Here is a 20,333-nt window from a genome sequence, read left to right as displayed (position 1 = left end):
GACCGTGCTCGACGTGGCCTGAGAAATCCAATCACTCCACACCTCCGTTCTGAGTAGGCTCGAAGTCACTGGGGCGTGCGAAATCCCCCGTGGCTATGTACTTTCTGGCTTCGTCGAGCACCACACTCTCAAGTGCCGGCCACGCGACCCCTGGGTGATCCGCGGCGATTTTCTCCCCCATCTTCCGGCCATACTTATTGTTCACCAGGTCGGACAGATGATCATTGTAGTTATGGCCATCCCTCGGGCCGTACGCCTCATGGGCATCTGCGACCATCTCAGCATCCTGACGTCCGCAGGCGATTGTGAGCATGGCTTGCCAGATGAAATGCCGAAACGCGTTCACTCTGGGCGAGTCTCCCTCGCCGGCGGGGAACTCGCGCTTCTGGACTGTGTCCTCAGACCAGCTGAAGATGTTATACGCGTCGTAGCAGGCCGTGCCAAGCTCCAGAGCGCAGACCCTCAGCTCGGACGCTTTGGCCCTTCCAAGCCAGTCCTTATTGTACGGTTCCGATCCTGGGATCGGGTCCTCTCCCGGCTTCGGGTCGTACTTGAAGTTAGTATTCTTCCGATATTCCTTCTCCAGCTCAAGGCCATAGGCCTTGCGCGCAGCTTTCTTCGCTTCCTCGATATTGGACGGTAGGCTGCCAGCCCATCCCGGCCCCGGCTGCAGCCCCGTGGCCACCAGGAACTTCACGTATCCAGCCTTCCGCGCGGGCGCCTCTGCCTGGATCTGTTGGGTGATCTTCTGGTAGTTCGGGCCGTCACCCTCGATTTTGGTGCCCATGTTCGAACACTTGGCCATCCCACTTGCGCACTCCTCGAGAGCCATGCCAGTGGGGTCGGTCTTGTTGACCGGGTTGTTGTTGCTGTACGCGTAGGCGTTCCACTGCTGCGGATCCTCGGGAAGGATCAGGGGATCCGGGCTCAGGAAGCGGCCGGTGCCTGGCTGGTACTGGCGGGCTCCCAGGTTGGTGAAGCCGGTGGCGTCGTCCTTGAGGCCGCCGACGTAGCCCTTGTCGCCGGACCAGGGGGTGGCGAGGGAGCCGGGGCCGCGGGTGGCTCCGAAGGGGTCGAAGGTGCGGCGGGACTCGTTGGTGGTCGCGGAGTCGATGGACAGGGAGTTGGTGCCATGATGGTCGGAGAACTGGTAGGCCAGCTTGCCCGGGCCCTCGCGGACCAGGGTGATGCCGCCGGGGATGTTGTAGTAGCGCGCACCGGTGCTGGTCCCGGTGCTGGTGTCGTAGGAGAGTTCGTCACCGCCGCCGAGGTTGACCGTGACCTTGCCCGGGTTGCGGCGCACCAACTGGTTGCCGTCCGCGTCGTAGACGTACGTCGTGGTGGCCGTGCCCTGGGTGAGTGAGGCGAGCTTGCCCTCGATGTCCCAGGTGAGCGTGGTGGCGTTGGCGGCATCGACGGCGTTCCAGGTGGAGCTGCTCCACTTGGCCTGCCAGCTCGACGTGAAGATGATGAAGTTGCCGTCGTCCTGCACCTTGGCGAAGTAGCCGCTGTTGGTGCCGACCCAGGTCTTGGAGGACCAGAGCGGCACGCGCTGCGGGTCGTAGACCACGAAGTTGCCGTCGTCCTGCATGATCGCCCAGGCACCCGGGTGGTCCTGGGTGTTGGTGGACCAGATGGCCTTCCCGGTGCGCAGCGAGCTGAGCACCAGGTTGCCGTCGGCCTGCATGGCGAGCTGGACGCTGTTGGAGCGCACCGACTCACCGGAGTTGAGCACGAACCCCGCCTTGAGGTCCTTGCTGCCACCAGGATTGTTGATCTTCGTGGTGTTGCCGGCCGCGTCGTACTCGTCCGTTCCCTGCACACCGGCTGCGACGCCGAAGGTGGCCTTACCGGTTGCGAGCGCGTGCGGACCACCGGTGCCGCCACCCGTGCCGGCGGCAGCGGTGGGCGTGTTCCGGGTGCCGGGGGCCGGGAAGGTCTGGTCGACCTTCAGGTCCTTGGCCGGGTCGCCGGCGGGGTCGTGATTGATCAGCTTGGTACGGTTGCCGGCCAGGTCGTAACCGTAGTCCTGCCAGTAGGCGGCGCCGCCGCCCACGGTGGTCTTCGCCGGCGCGACCGCCCCACTGGTGGGGGTGGCGTTGGCGCAGTTGCCCTGCCCGCCGAGCGAGGGCGTCGGCTGGTTGAGCTGCCCGGTGTCGCTCCACGCGGTGGTGAGACGGCCCAGGTAGTCGTAGCTGAAGCACTGCAGGTCGGTCGCGGCCGGGGTGTTGTTCGGGATCGCCCTGATCGCGGTGATCTGGCCGGCCTGGTTGTAGGCGTAGGCGGTGTTCTGGACGGAGCCGGTGGCCGCCGTCTGCTTGTCGATGTACTGGTTCAGCAGGCGGCCGGTCGGCTCGTCATAGGTGTTGGTGGTGACGATCTGGGTGCCCCACGGGTTCATCGTGGAGCGGATGTTGCGCCCGTAAGCGTCCCAGTCGGCCTGGCGGAGGTAACCGACCCCGGCACCGCCGATGTCGTGCAGTAGGCCGTAGTCCTCATAGTTGTACGTGATCGACTCGTCGGCCAGGGTTCCGGCGGCGGCTCGGTTCTCCGTTTCCAACGCACCGGTGATCTCGTCGTACCAAGCTCGGTACCCGAAGGTCACCTGCCCGGTCTTGCCGATCTCACTTCCGGGAAGGGACACGGTCGTCGCGCTCGGCCGGTAGGCCGCATCCAGTTCGGTGACGGCCTTGGTGTACGCCGCACCACCCGCACCACCCACGTACCGGGTCGACGAGGCGGCCTGGCCCTTGGCCACGGTGTCGTAGCTGTAGCCGGTGAGCTGGTTGGTCGGGGCGACCGTGCCGTTGTAGGTACCGGTCTTGCGGCCGAGCAGGTCGTAGGTGATCGCGACGGTCTGGTTGCGCGCGTCCGTCGTGGAGGCGAGCCGGCCGGCGCTGTCGTAGCCGCGGGTCGACACGCCCGTGTCCGGGTCGTCGGCGCGGATCTGGCGGCCGCGCTGGTCGTAGCCGTAGCTCCAGGAGTTACCGGCCGCGTCGACCCGCGTCGCGGCCTGACCGCTCGGCGTGTAGGTGTAGTTGGTGACGTCCGCGTCGGCCGGGTTGCCGGTCGCGGTCGGCGTCCGGTATTGCCAGAGCTGCGCGGTACGGCCCCGGGCATCGGTGACGGTGCTGGTCGCGGTGGCCCCGGCGGGCGGGGTGACATCGACCCGGTCCGCGCCCGGGTAGGCGGTCGTGGTGGTGGACTGCAGCACGCCGAGGGCGATGACCTGGGTGCTGACCGGTCGACCCATGCCGTCGAACTGGGTGGCCGTCCGGTTCGGCACCATCGCGCCGTCCGGCCTCCAGCGGGTCGTGCCGGGGCCGTTGGTGTCCTCGTAGTAGCTGTTGTAGGCCTGGTTGGCGCGGCCCTGCGAGTCGTAGAAGGTGTCCGTGATCAGTCGCCCGTGGTAGGCGGAAATCGCCGCCGGGCCCTGGGTCTGGATCACCCGGCCGAGACCATCGATGATCTGTGTGGCGGTGCCGTACTTGCCGCTTGAGCGAAGCGTGTTGCTGCTGACCGTCGAAGGCGCGTAGGTGCCGTTCACCGCGTAGTCGAACGTGTAGTTGGCACTCAGCGCGGCATCGCGGCCGGGGGTCCACACCGCCTTGAGTCGGCCCAGCGCGTCGTAGGACTGGGTGACCTTGCGGCCGTTGGGGTCGGTGGTGGTGATCGGCAGGCTCCGGGCCGGGTTCAACGTCACCGTGGTCTCACGCCGGGCACCGGCATCCGGGGCGCCGGCCGGTGCCGGAGTTCCGGTCACCGTGCGGTTCGGCAGCTCACCCGGGTTGGCGGAGCTGTACGCGGTGGTCACCACCGCGCCGTTGGGGTTCGCGCTGTCGGAGACGGTCAGGTCGGTGACGGTGGCCACGCGGCCGTACACGTCGTACGTGCGGGCTCCGCTGGTCACGTACTGGGCCGCCCCGGAGCCGTCGTAGCGGTCGAGCACCTGAGCGCCCGTGGGTTCACCCTTGGTGCCGGCCACCTTGAAGGCCGCGCCGTCGAAGAGGGCACGGCTGCCGGAGACCGTGTTGGCCGCGGTCGGCGTGACGTCGCAGGCGTTGCTGCCGGACACGGTCAGGACCTCGGCGACCAGACCCGTCATCTGCGGGTTGCTCCCGACCGCGTAGCCGGTACGGGTGCAGACGTCGGGTGTCCCGTCCGCCGTGCTGAGCGAGGACTTGACCCGGTTGTTGAAGTCCTTGTCGGTCTTGGTCACCGTGGACGTACTGCGGGTGCCACCGGTGGTCTTCACCGTGCTGACGGCGGTCGAGGTGGTCGCCGCGTAGCGGGCCACCAGGTCCGGCAGGCCGCTGCGAGCGTGCGTGGCGGTCGGCTGCTCACCGGAGCTGGTGCTCACCGTGTAGCCGACGGGATCGGTGACGGCGGCCCCGGCATCGGTGTAGCTGTCCGATTCCAGCACCCGCCCCGACAGCCAGTCCTTGTCGGCCTGGGCGCCGCTCTTCGGACCGGCCACCGTCGCGGTCCTGGTCTGGCCGTTCGCCCTGAGGTCACCGTCCATGCCCTGGTAGTAGTACGTGGCGGACTTCGACTTGGCGCCGTCCGTGCCGGAGCCGGTCACCGCAGTGACACTCGCGTAGCCGCGGAACTGATCCCACGTCCGGTAGTCGGAGTCGGCCAGGGCCCCGTCATTGCGGTGCCACGCGGCCGGACCGTACGCGTAGGTGGTGGTCTTCGGCACCGAGCCCTGGACGAGGTTGCCGTTCGGGTCCACGGTGACGGACTCGACCGGGTAGCGCAGGAACCAGTCGTCGGCCGCAACCTTGATGCCCGCGTCGAACCACTTCACGTTGTAGCAGCTCATCGTGTTGGTGTCGGCGGACGCGGGCATCCGGCCGGCGGTGCGGGAGCACGAGTCGAGCGCGTACCTTACCGAGACGGTGCCGCCGGTCTCCGTGGTGATGACCTCGATGCGCGGGCGGTTGTACCGCGGGCGTGCCGGCACGAGCCCGTCGACGCGGTTGGGCAGCATCGCACTGGCGAAGGTGACCTGGGGAAGGTCCTTCTCCCCAGGACCGTTGAAGGTGTCCTTGCCGATCCGGCGGACCGACTCCAGCCACGGGATCATGGTGTTCTCGGTCGAGTTCTGGGGCGTCTTGAAACTGTGCACGAGCTCGTAGCCGTCCACCGGACGGTACGTCCCACCGGAGCGGACACTGGTGGTGATCGTATTCAGCCACTTCGTGGACCAGTAGCTCGGACCGGTGTTGGAGCAGACGCCCGACTGGACGCACTGCTTGTCCAGCGGCACGTCCGGCCAGTAGGCGGCGTTCGCCGAGGTGCGCTGCGACGGGTCGCAGTTGGCGCCGAAGCACCGCTCCCCCGTCTCGAAGTCGATCTTCGAGGCGGGCTGGTAGGCACCGCCGGCGGCGATCTGGTCCGAGTCCAGCTGGCCGTAGCCGATCGAGGCGAGAGTGCCGCCACGGGTGTAGAGGGTGTTCACCCCCGCGCCCGGGTTCTGGCCGCCGCCGCGCGCGTACCAGTTGGTCTCGGGGGCGTAGCCGTAGGTGGTCAGGTTGTGGTGGGGGTCGACGACGTAGTCCAGGTTCCACCGCCACGCCATCTGGCACCAGGAGCCCTTGCCCTTGGCCGCGTCGTAGCAGGGGTCACCGGCGTTCGGCGAGTAGACGGGCACCGTCCAGGCGGACTTGCTCTCGGGGCCGGTCCTGCTCGGCGTGCCCGCGACGGTCGGCACCTGGTTGAGGCCGAAGTAGTACACCGTGCCCGAGGTGTCGGTGACCTTCAGGTACGACTCGTTCCAGGTGCCGTTGGCGGCGTCGGTCAGGAACTCGACCTTGGTGCCGTCGTCGTTCTTCAGCCGCCAGGTGCACTTGGACTGCTCGAACCGGGTGTCCGTCGTGACGCACGAGGCGTCGTGCGGGACGAGTTCGCCGGAGTGGCCGCCCAACGACAACGTGAGGTTGGCGCCACCCCAGCACTGGTCGGCGGAGCCCGGGATCCCGGCCTTGGCGCACGGCTTGTAGGACCGCTCCACGAAACCCGAGCTGAGGTCCCAGCCGTCACCGACCCAGGACGCCTGGGAGTTGGTGGAGGCCGTCCGGCCGTCCACCGAGGCCGAGTCGTAGCCGAGCGCCAGCTGCGGCGCCGCTCCGCCGATGGTCGGCGGGGACTGGATCGGGTAGCTGTAGCTGAACGAGCCCGACGCGCTGCCGGCCGTCCACGCCTGGCTCGACGAGAGCGAGGTCGCGCTGTAGGTGCCGGTGCCGCTGGAGGGCGTCCCCTCGGTGGCCAGAACCATCGGCGCGAGCGGGGCGGACGACGGCGCGGCGGACGGAGCGAGCTCCGCCGACTTGGCCACACCCTGCTCACCAGCCGTCAGTGGCGCGTCGACCGCCGGCAGCTCGACGTCCGCGACCAGCTTCTTCGCCTGGACGTCGTAGTGGGACGGCACGGGGGTGCGCACCAGACAGCTGGGCACCTCGGGCGTCGTCAGCGCACAGGCCGGCAGCGCCACCAGCCGCGCACGCTCGGCGAAGTCACCACCGAAGCCCACGCCAGCGAGGTCCAGTGCGACGCGGATCTTGGCCACCCCGGCCCGGTCGCTGCGGGAGAGCGACAACAGAGTGCCCTGAACGCCGAGCGCGTCGGCCGCCTTGGCGTCCGCCACCTCCACGCGCACGGCCCCAGTCGCCGCACCGGCGGGCGCGCTCTCCACCTCCTTCCCCGCGGTCACATCCGGCGCCAGCGGGGCGAGCCAGACCGGCAGATCGCCCGCTTGCCGCGACGCACCCGCGGAGGGCTCACGGATCTCGGCCCCGCCCGCGTCCTTGCGCGTCGTGACGGAGCCCGCGGGCGGAGTCGCCTCCAGGGTCGCCAGTGCGGCACCGTGCGGTGCCTGCGCGGGCCTCTTCGGCGGGACCCAGTTCGGCGAACCGGTGGCCGGCGGCGCCGCCTTGGGTGCCTCCGCCTTGCCGGGCACCGACGCCGTCTTCGGCAGTGGTGTGTTCGGCGGCGACCAGATCTTGTCCTTGTCGTCCGCTTGGGGCGCGGCGAACGCCGGCGCCATCGGCGAGACCAGCGCACTGAGGATCACCAGGGAACTCACAAGTGCTCCACGGGATCTCCGCCTCCCCGGTGACGGACTCCCCCTCCCGATCAACCAGGAGAAACGGACATGACGAACTGACACCTCGACCCCCCACAGGCTCTACCGCACCACACATCGGGTACGGATGGATGACTGTGGCGGAGAGTAGGCCCTCCGCCGCCCCCCGGTCGAGCGCATTGTCGACCTATCACCTGAGTGATGGACATCACACGGTGAGTTAACGGGAGCGGCGACTACAAATCGGACAGCAGTACGAATAAGCGGTTGACGAACCTTTTGCCTGCGGGTCAGCTTGCTGTCCGGCCTCTGCGCATGAACCTCACAGATCGTCCATGCGCAGCCGATCCGATACTTCCGTGGGGGACTCACCATGCCTGCCGCTCCGCCCGGAGCGCGCTCCGGCGCGCGCCGTTCCACCTACCCGTCCCGGCGATCGGCCGCCGCTGCCGTCGGCCTTCTCCTCGCGTTGACCTCCGTGGCACCGGTCGCCTTCGCCGACTCGACACCTGCTCCCCCGTCCGCCTCTTCGCCCGGCCTCGCCGCGACCACAACCAGCGCCGACGCCGCCCGAGCCGCCGAGAAGGCGTCAGCCCAGGCCAAGGCAACCGGAAAGCCTGTCCCCGTACCGGAACTGACCGACGAGTTCAGCGAGACCGTCGCCACTCCGCAGGGCCACCTGTCCCGGAGCCAGCACACCGACCAGCAGCGGGCGAAGCAACAGGACGGTTCCTGGGCCAAGCTCGACGCGACACTCGTCGCCGAGCCGGGGGGCGGCTACCGGCCCAAGGTCGCCGCCTCCGGTGTCCACCTCTCGGGCGGCGGCCCCGGCCCGCTCGGCACGCTCACCGGCCCCGAGGGCGAGACCCTCGCGATCGAATCGCCGTTCCCGCTCACCACGCCCACCGTGGACGAGGACGGCGACGGCCTGGTCTACCCGGAGGTCTCCCCCGGTGTCGACCTCAAGGTGACCGCCGGCGCCACCGGCGGTCTCAGCACCGTCCTCATCGTCAAGACCCCTGCGGCGGCGGCCGACCCGAAGCTCCAGAAGGTTCGCTTCGGCACCACCACCAAGGGCGTGACGGTGAAGGCCGACGCGGGCGGCAACCTCAACGCCGCCGCCCCGGACGGCACCGTCAAGTGGCATGCCCCGACCCCCCAGATGTGGGACAGCTCCGTCGCGACCACCGCCCCGGCCGGCAAGTCGGCCCAGGCCGCGCCGACCGCGGGCGGCGACGACGCCGGCTCGGGTGCGCCCGACAAGTCGCCCCGGACCAGCAGTGCGGACGGCCCGGGTATCGACGCCAAGGTCGTCACGATGGCCACCTCCGCCACTGCGGACGGCATCGAGGTGGTCCCCGACCAGGCCGTCCTCGGCAAGGGCCAGGGGCCCTGGTACATCGACCCGGTCTGGCAGCCCGACCGGCGCGAGGGCAACGCCTGGACCTGGACCCAGTCGGCGCACGCGACGACCTCCAACTACCTGAAGACCACCGCCAGCGGCGACGGCGACGAGTACTCCCACCCCGGGGTCGGCTACCAGGGGTGGCAGATCGAGAAGGGTGTCGAACGGTCCTACTTCCAGTTCGACACCCGCTGGTACAACGACATCGTCATCCACAGCGCCGTCATGTCGGTCTGGGAGTACGAGTCCTCGGACCACAACTGTGCCAAGCCCTACACCGTGGACCTGTACCAGACCGGTGCCATCAACAACTGGACCACCTGGAACAACCCCCCGAGCTTCATCGGCGGCCGTGTCGACGAGGCCGATGTGCCCGGATCCGGATCTCCCGGCTGCTATGACAACCACGAGTTCCAGTACAACGTCACCTCCGTCTACCAGAACTACGCGCCGTCACAGAACACGCTGACCTTCGCCCTCGTCGCCCGCGACGAGACGAACAAGTACGCGTTCAAGCGGATGGACTACCGGCCGGTCGTCGTGATCGAGTACGACCGCTACCCGGAGACTCCCACCAACCCGAACGCCTGGCCCGTCCCCAACACGGCCGTGCCGTGGGCCGACAACCAGGGCTGCGACGGCTCGTCCGTGGGCTGGATGAACTCCTCCGCCGGGTACAACGGCAACGTCTCGTTGAACGCCAACGTGCACAGCCCCATGCAGAACACGCTCAAGTCCTGGACCCATCTCTGGGACTACTCGCTACCGGGCAGCCCGGACGTCGCCGAGGGCTACTCCTCGGAGGTCGCCAACGGCGCGGTCGCCAGCTACCAGGTGCCGTCCCAGGTGCTCAAGGACGGCCACGTCTACGGGTGGGGCGCACACTCCTACGACGAACTGATCAACGCGAAGTCCGGCGCGACGCCCACCTGCCGCTTCGGCATCGACCTCACGCCGCCGACCCTGAGCGTCCCGAACGTCTACAGCCAGCTGTCCGATGCCGACCTGGCGACCCGGTTCCCGCCGTCCGGCAACGGGCAGGTCTCCAAGAAGCGCTCCGGCGAGTGGGGCGTCGTCCCGTTCTCGGCGACGGACCCGGCACCGAACAACGGATCCGGATCCGGCCTGGTCTGCGCCCGGTGGTCCTGGAACCCGCAGCTGTCCGGCGCCTCCTGGTCCTGCGGCTCCTCGTTCCCGCAGGGAGGCATCGGCGTCCTGCCGACGCACTGGGGTACCAACATCCTGTACCTCCAGGTGATGGACAACGCGCGCAACCTGTCGCCGGTCGCCCAGTACGCCTTCTACGTCCCGTGGAACCCGGACGGCCCCCCGCCGGTCTTCGGCGACCTCACCGGTGACAGCGCGCCGGACATCCTGACCGCCGATCCGTCGGGCTACCTGCGCACCTACAACGCCCCGGGCAACCCGCACGCGACCAGCCCGGCCGTGGCAGTCGCCGCCACCGCGACGGACGCGCCGACGGGTCAGGGCTGGAACAACGTCCAGATCACACACCGGGGCACCCTGACCGGTGGCCACAACGTGGACGACGTCATCGCACACGCTCCCGGGGACGCCAACCTTTTCGCCTACCAGAACCCGAACAACGACGGCGTCGTCGGCCGGATCAACAAGAAGCGACCGCTTCTGAAGCCCGGGTGCCAGCCGCCCGCGGACTGCGCCTGGCGCACCGCTCCCGGCTACAACCCGAACGACTGGTCCACCACCCTGCGGATCGCCGCAATCGGGGACCCCGTCAGCACCGACCTCGACGCCGGCCTGAAGTTCAAGAACAAGACCGGCCTCCTCACCGTCGAGAGCATCAACAACGGGGCGGACGCGGCACTCTGGTACTACCCCGCGACCGAGTCCAACACCCTCGGCAAGCCCGTCCGGCTGGCCGCCTCCGGGTGGAAGGACAAGGAGCTCCTCACCCCCGGCGACTGGGCGAAGCAGGGCCACCCCGGCCTCTGGGCGCGCAACCTTCAGGCCGCGCCCGACGGCGCCCAGGGAGACCTCCTCGCCTACACCTTCACCACCGGCACCGTGGTCGCCACCGACCAGCAGGGCCAGCCGGTCGTCGACGGCGCCGGCGCCACCCTCACGGTGCCGACCCTGACCCAGATCGCGACCTCGACGAAGATCGGCGCGGTGCCCGTGACCGGCTGGCCGGTCCTCGGCTCCGACGGCGACCTCACCGGCTCCGGGCAGCCGACCCTGTGGGGCAAGACCGCGGAGGGTCGGATCGACATCTGGACGGGCCTGGCGACCGATCCCGGCACCGCCAACGCCGGATTCACCTGGCAGGTCGGCCCCGAGGCGATCGGAAACACCGAGGTGAACCCCCTCTGGTGGGCACTCGACGGACGCACCGGTGGCGACACCGGCGACACCAACCCGCTGTACCCGACGAACACCATCGCGCTCACCGCGGACCACAACGGGGTCGCCAACAAGGCCACCGCGTTCAACGGCACCAAGGTGTACCGCTCGACCGCCCCCGTCGGCCCCACCGCCGACAAGCCCGGCCTGGACACGACACAGAGCTACAGCGTGGCCGCCTGGGCGAAGCTCGACAACACCAACGACTACCAGACCGTCGTCTCGCTGGCCGGCCAGGAGCGCAGCCCGTTCTACCTCCAGTACTCGGCCAAATACGGCAAGTGGGCCTTCGTCTTCCCGGAGGCGGACAACTACAACGCCCACACGTACTACGCGGCGGTGGACGGGGGCGAGCGGCCGTCGCCTCTGACCGGTGTCTGGACCCATCTGGTGGGGACGTACAACGCGGGTTCCGGTGTCGCGACGCTGTTCGTCAACGGCCGGGCCGCCGGGTCCGCGACCATCCCTGCGGTCTGGAAGACCAACGGCACGGTGAACATCGGCGGCGACGTCACCTCCCGCTACCCCGGTCCCGGCAACCGGCTGAACGGTGCCGTCAGCGATGTCCGGCTCTATCCGTACGCGCTGACCGACCAGCAGGTCAACGCGCTGGCCACCACCGCGGCCAGCGTTCAGATCCACAGTGCCTACAACCCCGGGAAGTGCGTCGACAACTGGGGTGGCGCGCTCGGCGCAACCGCCGCCGTGTACGACTGCTACAACGGCGACCACCAGCACTTCACGCTCACCGAGAAGAACCAGCTCAAGGTCCCGGGCACCGATCGCTGCCTGGGCACCAAGGACAAGCCGGTGCACTGGGGGACCAACGTCACCTTCCAGGCCTGCGGAGACGCGGCGGCGCAGACCTGGGTGCGGCAGTACGACGGGTCGCTCTACAACCCGGACTCCCACACCTGCCTGGAACTGCCCGGGTGGAGCACCACCAACGGAGCCGCGCTCGGGGTCTGGCAGTGCAACGGGAAGGCCAATCAGCGCTGGTTCCTGGAGGCGCAGGCCGGCTGACCCCCGGTTCAACCGCTGACCGCACGTCCGGCCCCCGTCGAGCGGTTGCTCGGCGGGGGCCGCTGCCGTGTCCGGGCAGCGCCGGTCGGGTCGGGGCTGACGGTAAAGGTCACGGAGACGTCGGCGCCGTCGTTGACGGTCAGGCTGTGGCAGTCGGCGAACGCGATCGGCCCCCGGCTCACGGATAGCTGAGCCCATGCCACAGCGTCAACGCCGCTCCCGTACAAAAGGCTTCATTTCCAACGAACCGCTGAGCAGTCGACACCATCCACTGGCCACCCCGCCGAATGGTGCTGTTCTCCTCCGAGCTCCGACCTGGAAGCATGGTGCCATGCCGTCTCGTATCTATCAGGTTGTTGTCGCCCTCACGACGGCGCTGGCAGCAGTAGCGGTCATCTCGTTGGCCGCATGGTTCTCGACCAACGAGGGCAGGAGACTTCACCGAACGCCGCCGACGTTCCAAGCCCTACCCGCTCCGGAACGCCATGGCCCCCGCCTGACGCTGACACCCTCGCGAGGCTGACCAAAGCTTTGGCGGAAATCGAACCCGAACTGAGCAGCTACGGGACTCCCGGACTGAGCGCTCGAAAGGTATGCACCGAAATTAGCAGGGGATCGGACGAAGCAGGCACTCTCCGTTACGCGATGGCGGCTTTTGCGGGAGACGGAAGCTTCTTCATCACCGAGGAGCAAGGGGCTCTCATCGTGACGGCCGTGCGCGAGATCGTCTGCCCACATGCGCGAGCCTGACCCGCCCTAACCGAATCGGCCGAGCCAGACCGGCCGAGACCCGAATCCTTTCGGTCGACGTCTCCACAGCGGGTATACCGATTCCCGGAGCGGCTTCCGGAGCTGACGCTGCCCTCCGCGAATCCTGAACCAGCCCCCCGGGCTGCTAGCGGGACACTCGCTCCAGTGCGATGACAACAGCCTCAGGATTCCTCCGCAATTCATCCCCCATCTTCTGCAGAACAGGCTCGATGCTCCTGTCATCAGAGGGATTCCCAAGGAAGACCCCTGCAAGCTCAAGCGTTGCCACACTCTTCCCGGTCGGACTCAGGAGTGAGACACCTTGACCCTCGACCGAATGCGAAGACCTCCACCCCGCGCCCTGCAGCCGGGACACCTCCAATGCAACCGAATCAGCCGGATCCCCCCATCGCAGGGAACAAAAGATACGATATCTCGAATTCTTCTTCCCCTGCCGGATTCGTCGTATCAAAATGACTTATTTCGGCACGCCCGCCAATGACGGAACGGCGGTCAGCGGAAGGAACTCTCAGGACGCCACCCGAACAAACAGTCAGCACCAAGGCGATTCCAGTCACTGCAATGATGGCAGCACATAAGGTGCCGACGTATCGCCCACTGGAGAATCTCATTGATTAGCCCCCGGAACCCCTCGAAGAGATCGAACGTGGCAGTGCGACCGATGTTCCGCACAGATGGCTCCGCTGCGCGTGATTCGGTGCCCGGTCAGCCCGCGACGAGTCCGATGAAACCGAGCAGCAGACCCAGCGCGGACAGGACGATGAAGAACCATCCCGCGAGTAGGTGAGGGCCTGCCATCCCCTTCGCCGACGGGGACCTTCTGCTCGGCTGCATGAAGATCCTGCTGATGCCCCGGAAGTCCGTGACGATGGCGATGCCTGCGAGCAGGGGGACCAGAAGCACCAGGAAATCCACTGCGCAAGGCCTCCACATCAGTCGGATCGCACCGCAAGGACGCGTCCGCAAATCGACTGGAGCCGATCCGCGGGCACCCCACACGATCACGAGGAGCTGACGAACGACCTTACCCGAGCGAGGCCGTGGCCGAAACGGAGTTCATTGACACCATCACCGGACAACCAGGTGCAGAACGCCTCCCTGGCAGAAGGACAGGGCGGCGGCTCGCCGGTCCGCGGACCAACGTTGCCGGCAGCAGGACAGCTGACCCCCGCCGGGCGGGCGCTCGGCGGGGGTCGGTCGTGGTGGTCGCGTCGGTCGGATCAGACGGAGGCGGGTGGGGCGGTGGCGGTGCCGGCGGGGGTGCTGAGGGTGCGTTCGGCCTTGGCGACGGCGGCGCGGTAGTAGAGGGAGGCGAGTTGGGAGGAGGCGTCGTCGCGCTGGAAGAAGCCGTAGGACATGGCGACGGTGCCGAAGCGTTCGACGGCGATGTAGCCGTTGAGCGGGACGCCGGCCAGGGTGCCGTCGAGGCGGACGGCGGGGGCTCCCTGGCGGTCGCCCAGGGTGACGGGGGTGACGGTGAAGGTCACGGAGGCGTCGGTGCCGTCGTTGAAGGTCAGGCTGTGGCAGCCGGCGAACGCGTCGGTGACGACGGTGAAGTCGCTGGTGAGCTGGGTGGCGTCCTCGGCGGTGAGGGATTCGGTCACCATGGGGTTGCCGTCGGGGCCGTCGAATTCGACTTCCTGGTGCGGGAGTTGTGGCGACGGTCCGGCTCCGGTCCCGTTGAGCAGGGCGCGGAGCGCGTCGCAGCCGGCGACCGGGGAGGCGCCGCCGCCCGTCGATGCGGAACTCTGGCCGACCGGGACTTCGGTGAAGTTCGGGCCGAGTTCGGCGGTGCTCAGCAGCGCCGCCTTCAGCTGCTCGTTCGTGGGGAGCCGGTCGGCCGGGGCGGCGGCCTGGAGCGAGACGGCCGGTGGGGCGGCGGCGGAGCCCGTGGTGAGGCCGGCCGTCCCGAGGGCGACCACGGTGACCACGGCTGCTGCGGTGAGGGCAAGGAGAGGCCTCGGGTGCGACATACGGCCCCCGATCGGGAGTCGGGCAGGGACAGGCACTCAGTGTCCCACCGGCCCTGCGACCCCGCCCGCCAGCGCGGTGTCATCGCAGGTCAGGGTGGGTAAGGCGGGTCAGGAGGGCTCCGCCGGGAGGGTGGCGCGGGTCTCGGTGAGCCACTCGACCCAGAAGGTCTCCAGCCCGATGCCGGCCCGTAGCACGGCGTGCCGGAGCCGGTCCCCGTCGGCCACGCCCCCGCCGGACCGGTCACCCCCGGCCCCGTCGGCCGCCGGGAAGTCCCGCCGCTCGATCTCCCGATAGTCGGCCAACTGCGCGCGGTGCAGGGCGAGGTGGCGGGCCAGCTCGGCGTCCAGTCCGGCCGTGCCGACCACCGCCGCCGCGCGCAGCCGCAGCAGCAGGGGTTCGCGGACGGCCTTCGGGTCGTCCCCGCGGGCCGTCCACCGTTCGAGTTCGGCGCGACCGGCGGGCAGGACGTCGTACTCCTTCTTCTGACCGCGCACCGGGCCGTCCTGCGGGAGCGCCCGGATCAGGCCGGCGGTCTCCAGCCGGCCCAGTTCCCGGTAGATCTGCTGGTGGGTGGCGGACCAGAAGAACCCGATCGACCTGTCGAACCGCCGGGTCAGTTCCAGCCCCGAGGACGGTTTCTCCAGCAGGGCGGTGAGGATGGCGTGCGGCAGGGACATGGACCGATCGTAGGCCGGGCCGGACGACGGCAGCGCCGGGGGCGGCCGGACACAGAACACAGGACGCAGGACTCCCGACACAGGACGCAGGACTCCCGACGCCCGACACCAGACTCCCGACGCCGGCGAAAAGTAGTCCACATGCAGGTAATCCAGTACGGAACATTTTCGGGCGCCGAGCAGTTCTACCGGTCATGACTCAACGACCGACCCCCCGCCCGCTCTCCGACCAGGCCGCCTCGGACCTGCTCGCCGCCCAGCAGTTCGGCACCCTGGCCTCCGTCAAGGCCAGCGGCCACCCGCACCTGACCACCATGCTCTACCAGTGGGACCCGGCCGGACGGACGGTGCGGTTCTCCACCACCGCCGACCGCGTCAAGGTCCGCCACCTGCGGCGCGATCCCCGGGCGGCGCTGCACGTCCAGGGGCCGGACCCGTTCTCCTTCGCCGTCGCGGAGGGCGAGGCGGAGATCTCCGAGAAGTCGACCGAGCCCGGTGACGCGGTCGGGCAGGAGCTGCTGGCGATGCTCCCGGCCGAGTTCCGGCCGGCGGACCCTCGGCAGTTCCTGGCCGAACAGGTCGCCGAACGGCGCCTGGTGGTCAGGCTGCGGGTCCACCGGCTCTACGGCACCGCACTGGACGTCAGCCCCTGAACCGGCGCCGCCGGGCGGCCGGTCAGATCACGGCCGCCAGCTCGGTGCCCTGCTTGACGGCCCGCTTGGCGTCCAGTTCGGCGGCGACGTCGGCGCCGCCGATCAGGTGCGGGGTGATGCCGAGCGCGCGCAGGGCGGTGTCCAGCTCCCGGCGCGGCTCCTGCCCGGTGCAGAGGACGACGGTGTCCACGGGCAGGAGCTGCCGCTCGCCGTCCACCACGAAGTGCAGGCCGGCGTCGTCGATCAGCTCGTAGCCGGCGCCGGCGACCATGGTGACGCCGCGGTGCTTGAGTTCGGTGCGGTGGATCCAACCGGTGGTCTTGCCGAGGCCGGCCCCGACCTTGGTGGCCTTGCGCTGCAGCAGGTGGACGCTGCGCGGGGGCCGGGGCGGCTCGGGGCGGGTCAGGCCGCCGCGCTCGCGGTACTCCGGGTCGATGCCCCACTTGCGGTGGAACACCGGCGGGTTGAGGCTCGCGGCGTCGCCCTGGTCGGTGAGGTACTCGGCGACGTCGAAGCCGATGCCGCCGGCGCCGAGGACGGCGACCCGCTCGCCGACGGGCGCGCCGTCGCGCAGCACGTCCAGGTAGCCGAGCACGCTCGGGTGGTCGATGCCCGGGAGGTCGGCCGGGCGCCGCGGGGTGACGCCGGTGGCGAGGACGATCTCGTCGAAGCCCTCGGCGACGAGCCGTTCCGCCTCCACCAGCGTGCCGAGCCGCAGCTCGACCGCCAACTCGGCCAGCCGGGTGCGGTAGTAGCGCAGGGTCTCGTCGAACTCCTCCTTGCCGGGGATGCGCCGGGCCACGTTCAGCTGCCCGCCGACGGTGTCGGCGGCGTCGAACAGGGTGACGGCGTGGCCGCGTTCGGCGGCGGAGACGGCGAACGCGAGGCCGGCCGGTCCGGCGCCGACGACGCCGATCCGCTTGCGCAGCCTGGTCGGCGCGAGGACGAGTTCGGTCTCGTGGCAGGCGCGCGGGTTGACCAGGCAGGAGGTGATCTGCCCGCTGAAGGTGTGGTCCAGGCAGGCCTGGTTGCAGCCGATGCAGGTGTTGATGGCGTCGGAGCGGTCGGCCCGCGCCTTGTCGACGAAGTCGGCGTCGGCGAGCAGCGGACGGGCCAGCGAGACCAGGTCGGCGCAGCCGTCGGCGAGCAGCTGTTCGGCGATCTCGGGGGTGTTGATGCGGTTGCTGGTGACGAGCGGGACGCCGACCGAGCCCATCACCTTCTTGGTGACCCAGGCGTAGGCGCCGCGCGGGACGGAGGTGGCGATGGTGGGGATCCGCGCCTCGTGCCAGCCGATGCCGGAGTTGATGATGGTCGCGCCGGCCGCCTCGACGGCCTGGGCGAGCCGGACGACCTCGGGGAGGGTGGAGCCGCCGGGGACGAGGTCGAGCATGGAGAGCCGGTAGATCAGGATGAAGTCGGGGCCGACCCGCTCGCGGACGCGGCGGACGATCTCGACCGGGAAGCGCATCCGGTTCTCGTACGCGCCGCCCCACGCGTCCTCGCGATGGTTGGTGGCGGCGGCGGTGAACTCGTTGATCAGGTAGCCCTCGGAGCCCATGATCTCGACGCCGTCGTAGCCGGCCCGGCGGGCGAGGTCGGCGCAGCGGGCGAAGTCCTCGATGGTCTGCTCGACCTGCCCGGCGGTGAGGGCGTTCGGCACGTACGGGCTGATCGGGGCCTGGACGGCGCTGGGGGCGACCAGGTCGGGGTGGTAGGCGTAGCGGCCGAAGTGCAGGATCTGCATCGCGATGCGGCCGCCGGCGGCGTGCACGGCGTCGGTGACGACGCGGTGGCGGTCGGCCTCCGCCTCGGTGGTGAGCATGGCGCCGCCGCCCCACGGCCGGCCGGCCTCGTTGGGGGCGATGCCGCCGGTGACGATCAGGCCGACGCCGCCGCGGGCGCGCTCGGCGTAGAAGGCGGCCATCCGCTCGAAGCCGTTCGGCGCCTCCTCCAGGCCGACGTGCATGGAGCCCATGATCACGCGGTTGGGGAGGGTGGTGAAGCCGAGGTCGAGCGGGCTGAGCAGGTGCGGGTACGGCGTCTGGGCCCGCTGGGGGTCGGTGCTCATCGGCGTCTCCTGTACGGCGTGCGGCGGCTCGTTGTTACCACACGGTAGGGGACGTGGCGCGTCCTATGCAACTAGTTGCATAACCGGGCGCCCGCCGAACGGCGCCACCCGCGGGCCGGCCGCGGGCCACCTCCGGGCCGACCGCCCACCGAACCCCACCCGACGGCCGCGTCCAATATGCCTGACCACCCGTCAGGTCGGCGCGGAATGTGCGTATGGTCGTTCCCCGAAGGGGGGTTCGGAGGAATCCCCGGGGAGGGGACGACAGTGCGAGGCGGATCGATAGCCGTGGTCGGCGGCAGCATCGCGGGGTGCGCGTTCGCGCGGGCGGCCGCCCGGGGCGGGGCGGACCGGGTGGTGGTACTGGAACGCAGCCCCGGCCGACTGGAGGACCGCGGCGTCGGCCTCTGCGTGCTCCACGACCGCTACACCGAACTGGCCCGCGCCGGCCACCTCGACGACGGCATCCGCTGGCACCGGCTGACCCAGCGGCACTGGCTGGCCCACGACCCCGACGGCGCGGCCGGACCGCGCGGACGGCTGCTCTGGGCGCAGGAGATGCCGTTCCGCTCCTACCACTGGGGCGTGCTCTGGCAGGCCCTGCGCGAACGCACCCCCGACAGCGTGGAGTTCCGGCTGGGCGAGGCGGTCACCGCCGTGGCGGGCGACGGCGACCACGCCCGGCTGACCGGCTCCGGCGGCGGACCGGACCGGTACGACCTGGTGATCGGCGCCGACGGCTACCGCTCGGTGGTCCGCGAGGCCGTCTGCCCCGAGGCCCGGCCCGAGTACGCCGGCTACGTCTGCTGGCGCGGCAGCTTCGACGCCCGGCTGCTCGCGGAGCTGCCCGGCGGCGCGGCGCTCTGGCCGGAGCACGAGGTGATCACGGTCTGCTACCCCGGCGGCCAGGTGGTGCTGTACCGGATCCCCGGCCTGACCCCGGGCTCCACCCAGGTCAACTTCGTCTTCTACGCGCCCACCCCGGCCTGGCTGCGACCGGGTGACCCGACCAGCGTGCCGGCCGGGGCGCTCACCACCGGGCAGTTCGAGGAACTGGCCGAGCTGGCCGAGCGGCACCTGCCGCCGTACTGGGCCCGGGTGGTCGCCCTCTCCCCCCGCGAACGGACCTTCATCCAGCCGATCTACGACCTGGCGGCTCCGCGCCGGACCGCCGGGCGGCTGCTGCTCGCCGGGGACGCGGCCACCGTGGTCCGCCCGCACAACACCAGCGGCGCGGTCAAGGCCGTGCAGGACGCCTGCGCCTTCGAGGACGCCTGGCGGGCGGCCGGCTCCTGGGCCGAGCTGCTGCCCGCGTACGACCGCGAACGCGGCGCGGTGGGGCGGGAGATGGTCGAGGTCGGCCGGCGGCTCGGGCGGGCCCAGGTGACCGAGGCGCCGGACTGGTCGGCCATGGACGACGGCTCGATGACCGCCTGGTGGCGCCAACAGGTCGCCGGAACCGGCGGGTTCGGCGGACACGCCCTCGGGCGCCCGCCGACCCACCGTCAGGCCGACTGACCGGAAAGGGTGTTCGGCCCGACCGGCACCGTCCGAGACGACCCGAGGGATCGTCTCGGACGTTCAGGCCGTCGCACGGCCCGACGGGCGGTCTCAGACGTTCACGCCGTAGTCGGTCGCGATGCCGCGCAGGCCGGAGGCGTACCCCTGGCCGATGGCGCGGAACTTCCACTCGGCGCCGTTGCGGTACAGCTCGCCGAAGACCATCGCGGTCTCGGTCGAGGCGTCCTCGGAGAGGTCGTAGCGCGCCAGCTCCTGGCCGTTGGCCTGGTTGACGATCCGGATGAACGCGTTGCGGACCTGGCCGAAGCTCTGCAGACGGGCGTCGGCGTCGTAGATCGACACCGGGAAGACCACCTTGGCCACCCCGGCGGGCACGGCGTCCAGGTCGACCTTGATCTGCTCGTCGTCGCCGTCGCCGCCGCCGGTCAGGTTGTCGCCGCTGTGCTCGACCGAACCGTCCGGGCTGCGCAGGTTGTTGAAGAAGACGAAGTGCTGGTCCGAGACCACCTTGCCGACCGCGTTGCAGAGCAGCGCGCTCGCGTCCAGGTCGTAGTCGGCCCCGGTGGTGGTCCGCACGTCCCAGCCGAGACCGACGATGACGGCGGTCAGACCCGGCGCCTCCTTGGTCAGCGAGACATTGCCACCCTTGGCCAGCGAAACTCCCACGATGCCCTCCTCGGTTGCTCTCCCTCCAGAAGAATCTACAACACTGTAGAGATCACGAGAATCCATCCGGCCCGATGCGCCCCCGCCCCGCCCCCGGCCACCG

Annotated in this window: 9 protein-coding genes; 3 read left to right on the top strand and 6 right to left on the bottom strand. The window is 69.8% G+C overall.

Translation table 11 applies throughout. The features are described 5' to 3' along the window. Window positions 1–31: 31 nt before the first annotated feature. Window positions 32–7,087 carry an RHS repeat-associated core domain-containing protein gene (locus ACIQTO_RS21000; RefSeq protein ID WP_402389979.1) on the bottom strand — a complete coding sequence of 2,352 codons (7,056 nt, stop codon included), beginning with the start codon at window positions 7,085–7,087 and terminating at the stop codon, window positions 32–34. 478 nt (window positions 7,088–7,565) lie between these two features. Between ACIQTO_RS21000 and ACIQTO_RS20995 the strand changes: the two genes are divergently transcribed. Then, entirely contained in the window at window positions 7,566–11,897 is a 4,332-nt protein-coding gene (locus tag ACIQTO_RS20995) for a LamG-like jellyroll fold domain-containing protein (RefSeq protein ID WP_402390237.1), read from the top strand. 1,476 nt (window positions 11,898–13,373) lie between these two features. On the opposite strand, the gene ACIQTO_RS20990 is transcribed toward ACIQTO_RS20995, so the two are convergent. The 3 genes from ACIQTO_RS20990 to ACIQTO_RS20980 form a co-directional block, all read right to left on the bottom strand. Beyond that, window positions 13,374–13,571: a hypothetical protein gene (locus ACIQTO_RS20990; protein WP_402389977.1), complete on the bottom strand. Its 198-nt coding sequence runs from the start codon at window positions 13,569–13,571 to the stop codon at window positions 13,374–13,376. Between the two features lie 317 nt (window positions 13,572–13,888). After that, window positions 13,889–14,599: a hypothetical protein gene (locus tag ACIQTO_RS20985; protein WP_402389975.1), complete on the bottom strand. Its 711-nt coding sequence runs from the start codon at window positions 14,597–14,599 to the stop codon at window positions 13,889–13,891. 150 nt (window positions 14,600–14,749) lie between these two features. Continuing rightward, a complete protein-coding gene (locus tag ACIQTO_RS20980) occupies window positions 14,750–15,319 on the bottom strand; it encodes a PadR family transcriptional regulator (RefSeq protein WP_402389972.1) in 570 nt (189 codons plus the stop codon). Between the two features lie 194 nt (window positions 15,320–15,513). On the opposite strand from ACIQTO_RS20980, the gene ACIQTO_RS20975 reads away from it, so the two are divergent. Then, window positions 15,514–15,972, top strand: coding sequence for a pyridoxamine 5'-phosphate oxidase family protein (locus tag ACIQTO_RS20975; RefSeq protein ID WP_402389969.1), 459 nt, complete (start codon window positions 15,514–15,516; stop codon window positions 15,970–15,972). 22 nt (window positions 15,973–15,994) lie between these two features. Here the strand turns inward: ACIQTO_RS20975 and ACIQTO_RS20970 are convergent, their stop codons facing one another. Further along, window positions 15,995–18,043 (bottom strand): FAD-dependent oxidoreductase, encoded by a 2,049-nt coding sequence (locus ACIQTO_RS20970; protein ID WP_402389967.1) that lies wholly within the window; start codon window positions 18,041–18,043, stop codon window positions 15,995–15,997. 267 nt (window positions 18,044–18,310) lie between these two features. On the opposite strand from ACIQTO_RS20970, the gene ACIQTO_RS20965 reads away from it, so the two are divergent. Beyond that, window positions 18,311–19,561 (top strand): FAD-dependent monooxygenase, encoded by a 1,251-nt coding sequence (locus tag ACIQTO_RS20965; protein ID WP_402389965.1) that lies wholly within the window; start codon window positions 18,311–18,313, stop codon window positions 19,559–19,561. 93 nt (window positions 19,562–19,654) lie between these two features. On the opposite strand, the gene ACIQTO_RS20960 is transcribed toward ACIQTO_RS20965, so the two are convergent. Beyond that, window positions 19,655–20,230, bottom strand: a complete 576-nt coding sequence (locus ACIQTO_RS20960) for a TerD family protein (protein ID WP_380572216.1) — start codon at window positions 20,228–20,230, stop codon at window positions 19,655–19,657. Window positions 20,231–20,333 lie beyond the last annotated feature (103 nt).

The organism is Kitasatospora sp. NPDC091207 (genome assembly GCF_044768625.1).
In the GTDB taxonomy this organism is placed as follows: domain Bacteria; phylum Actinomycetota; class Actinomycetes; order Streptomycetales; family Streptomycetaceae; genus Kitasatospora.
The sequence above is the reverse complement of the archived record's forward strand: the minus strand, read 5'-3'. Positions and strand labels throughout refer to the sequence as shown.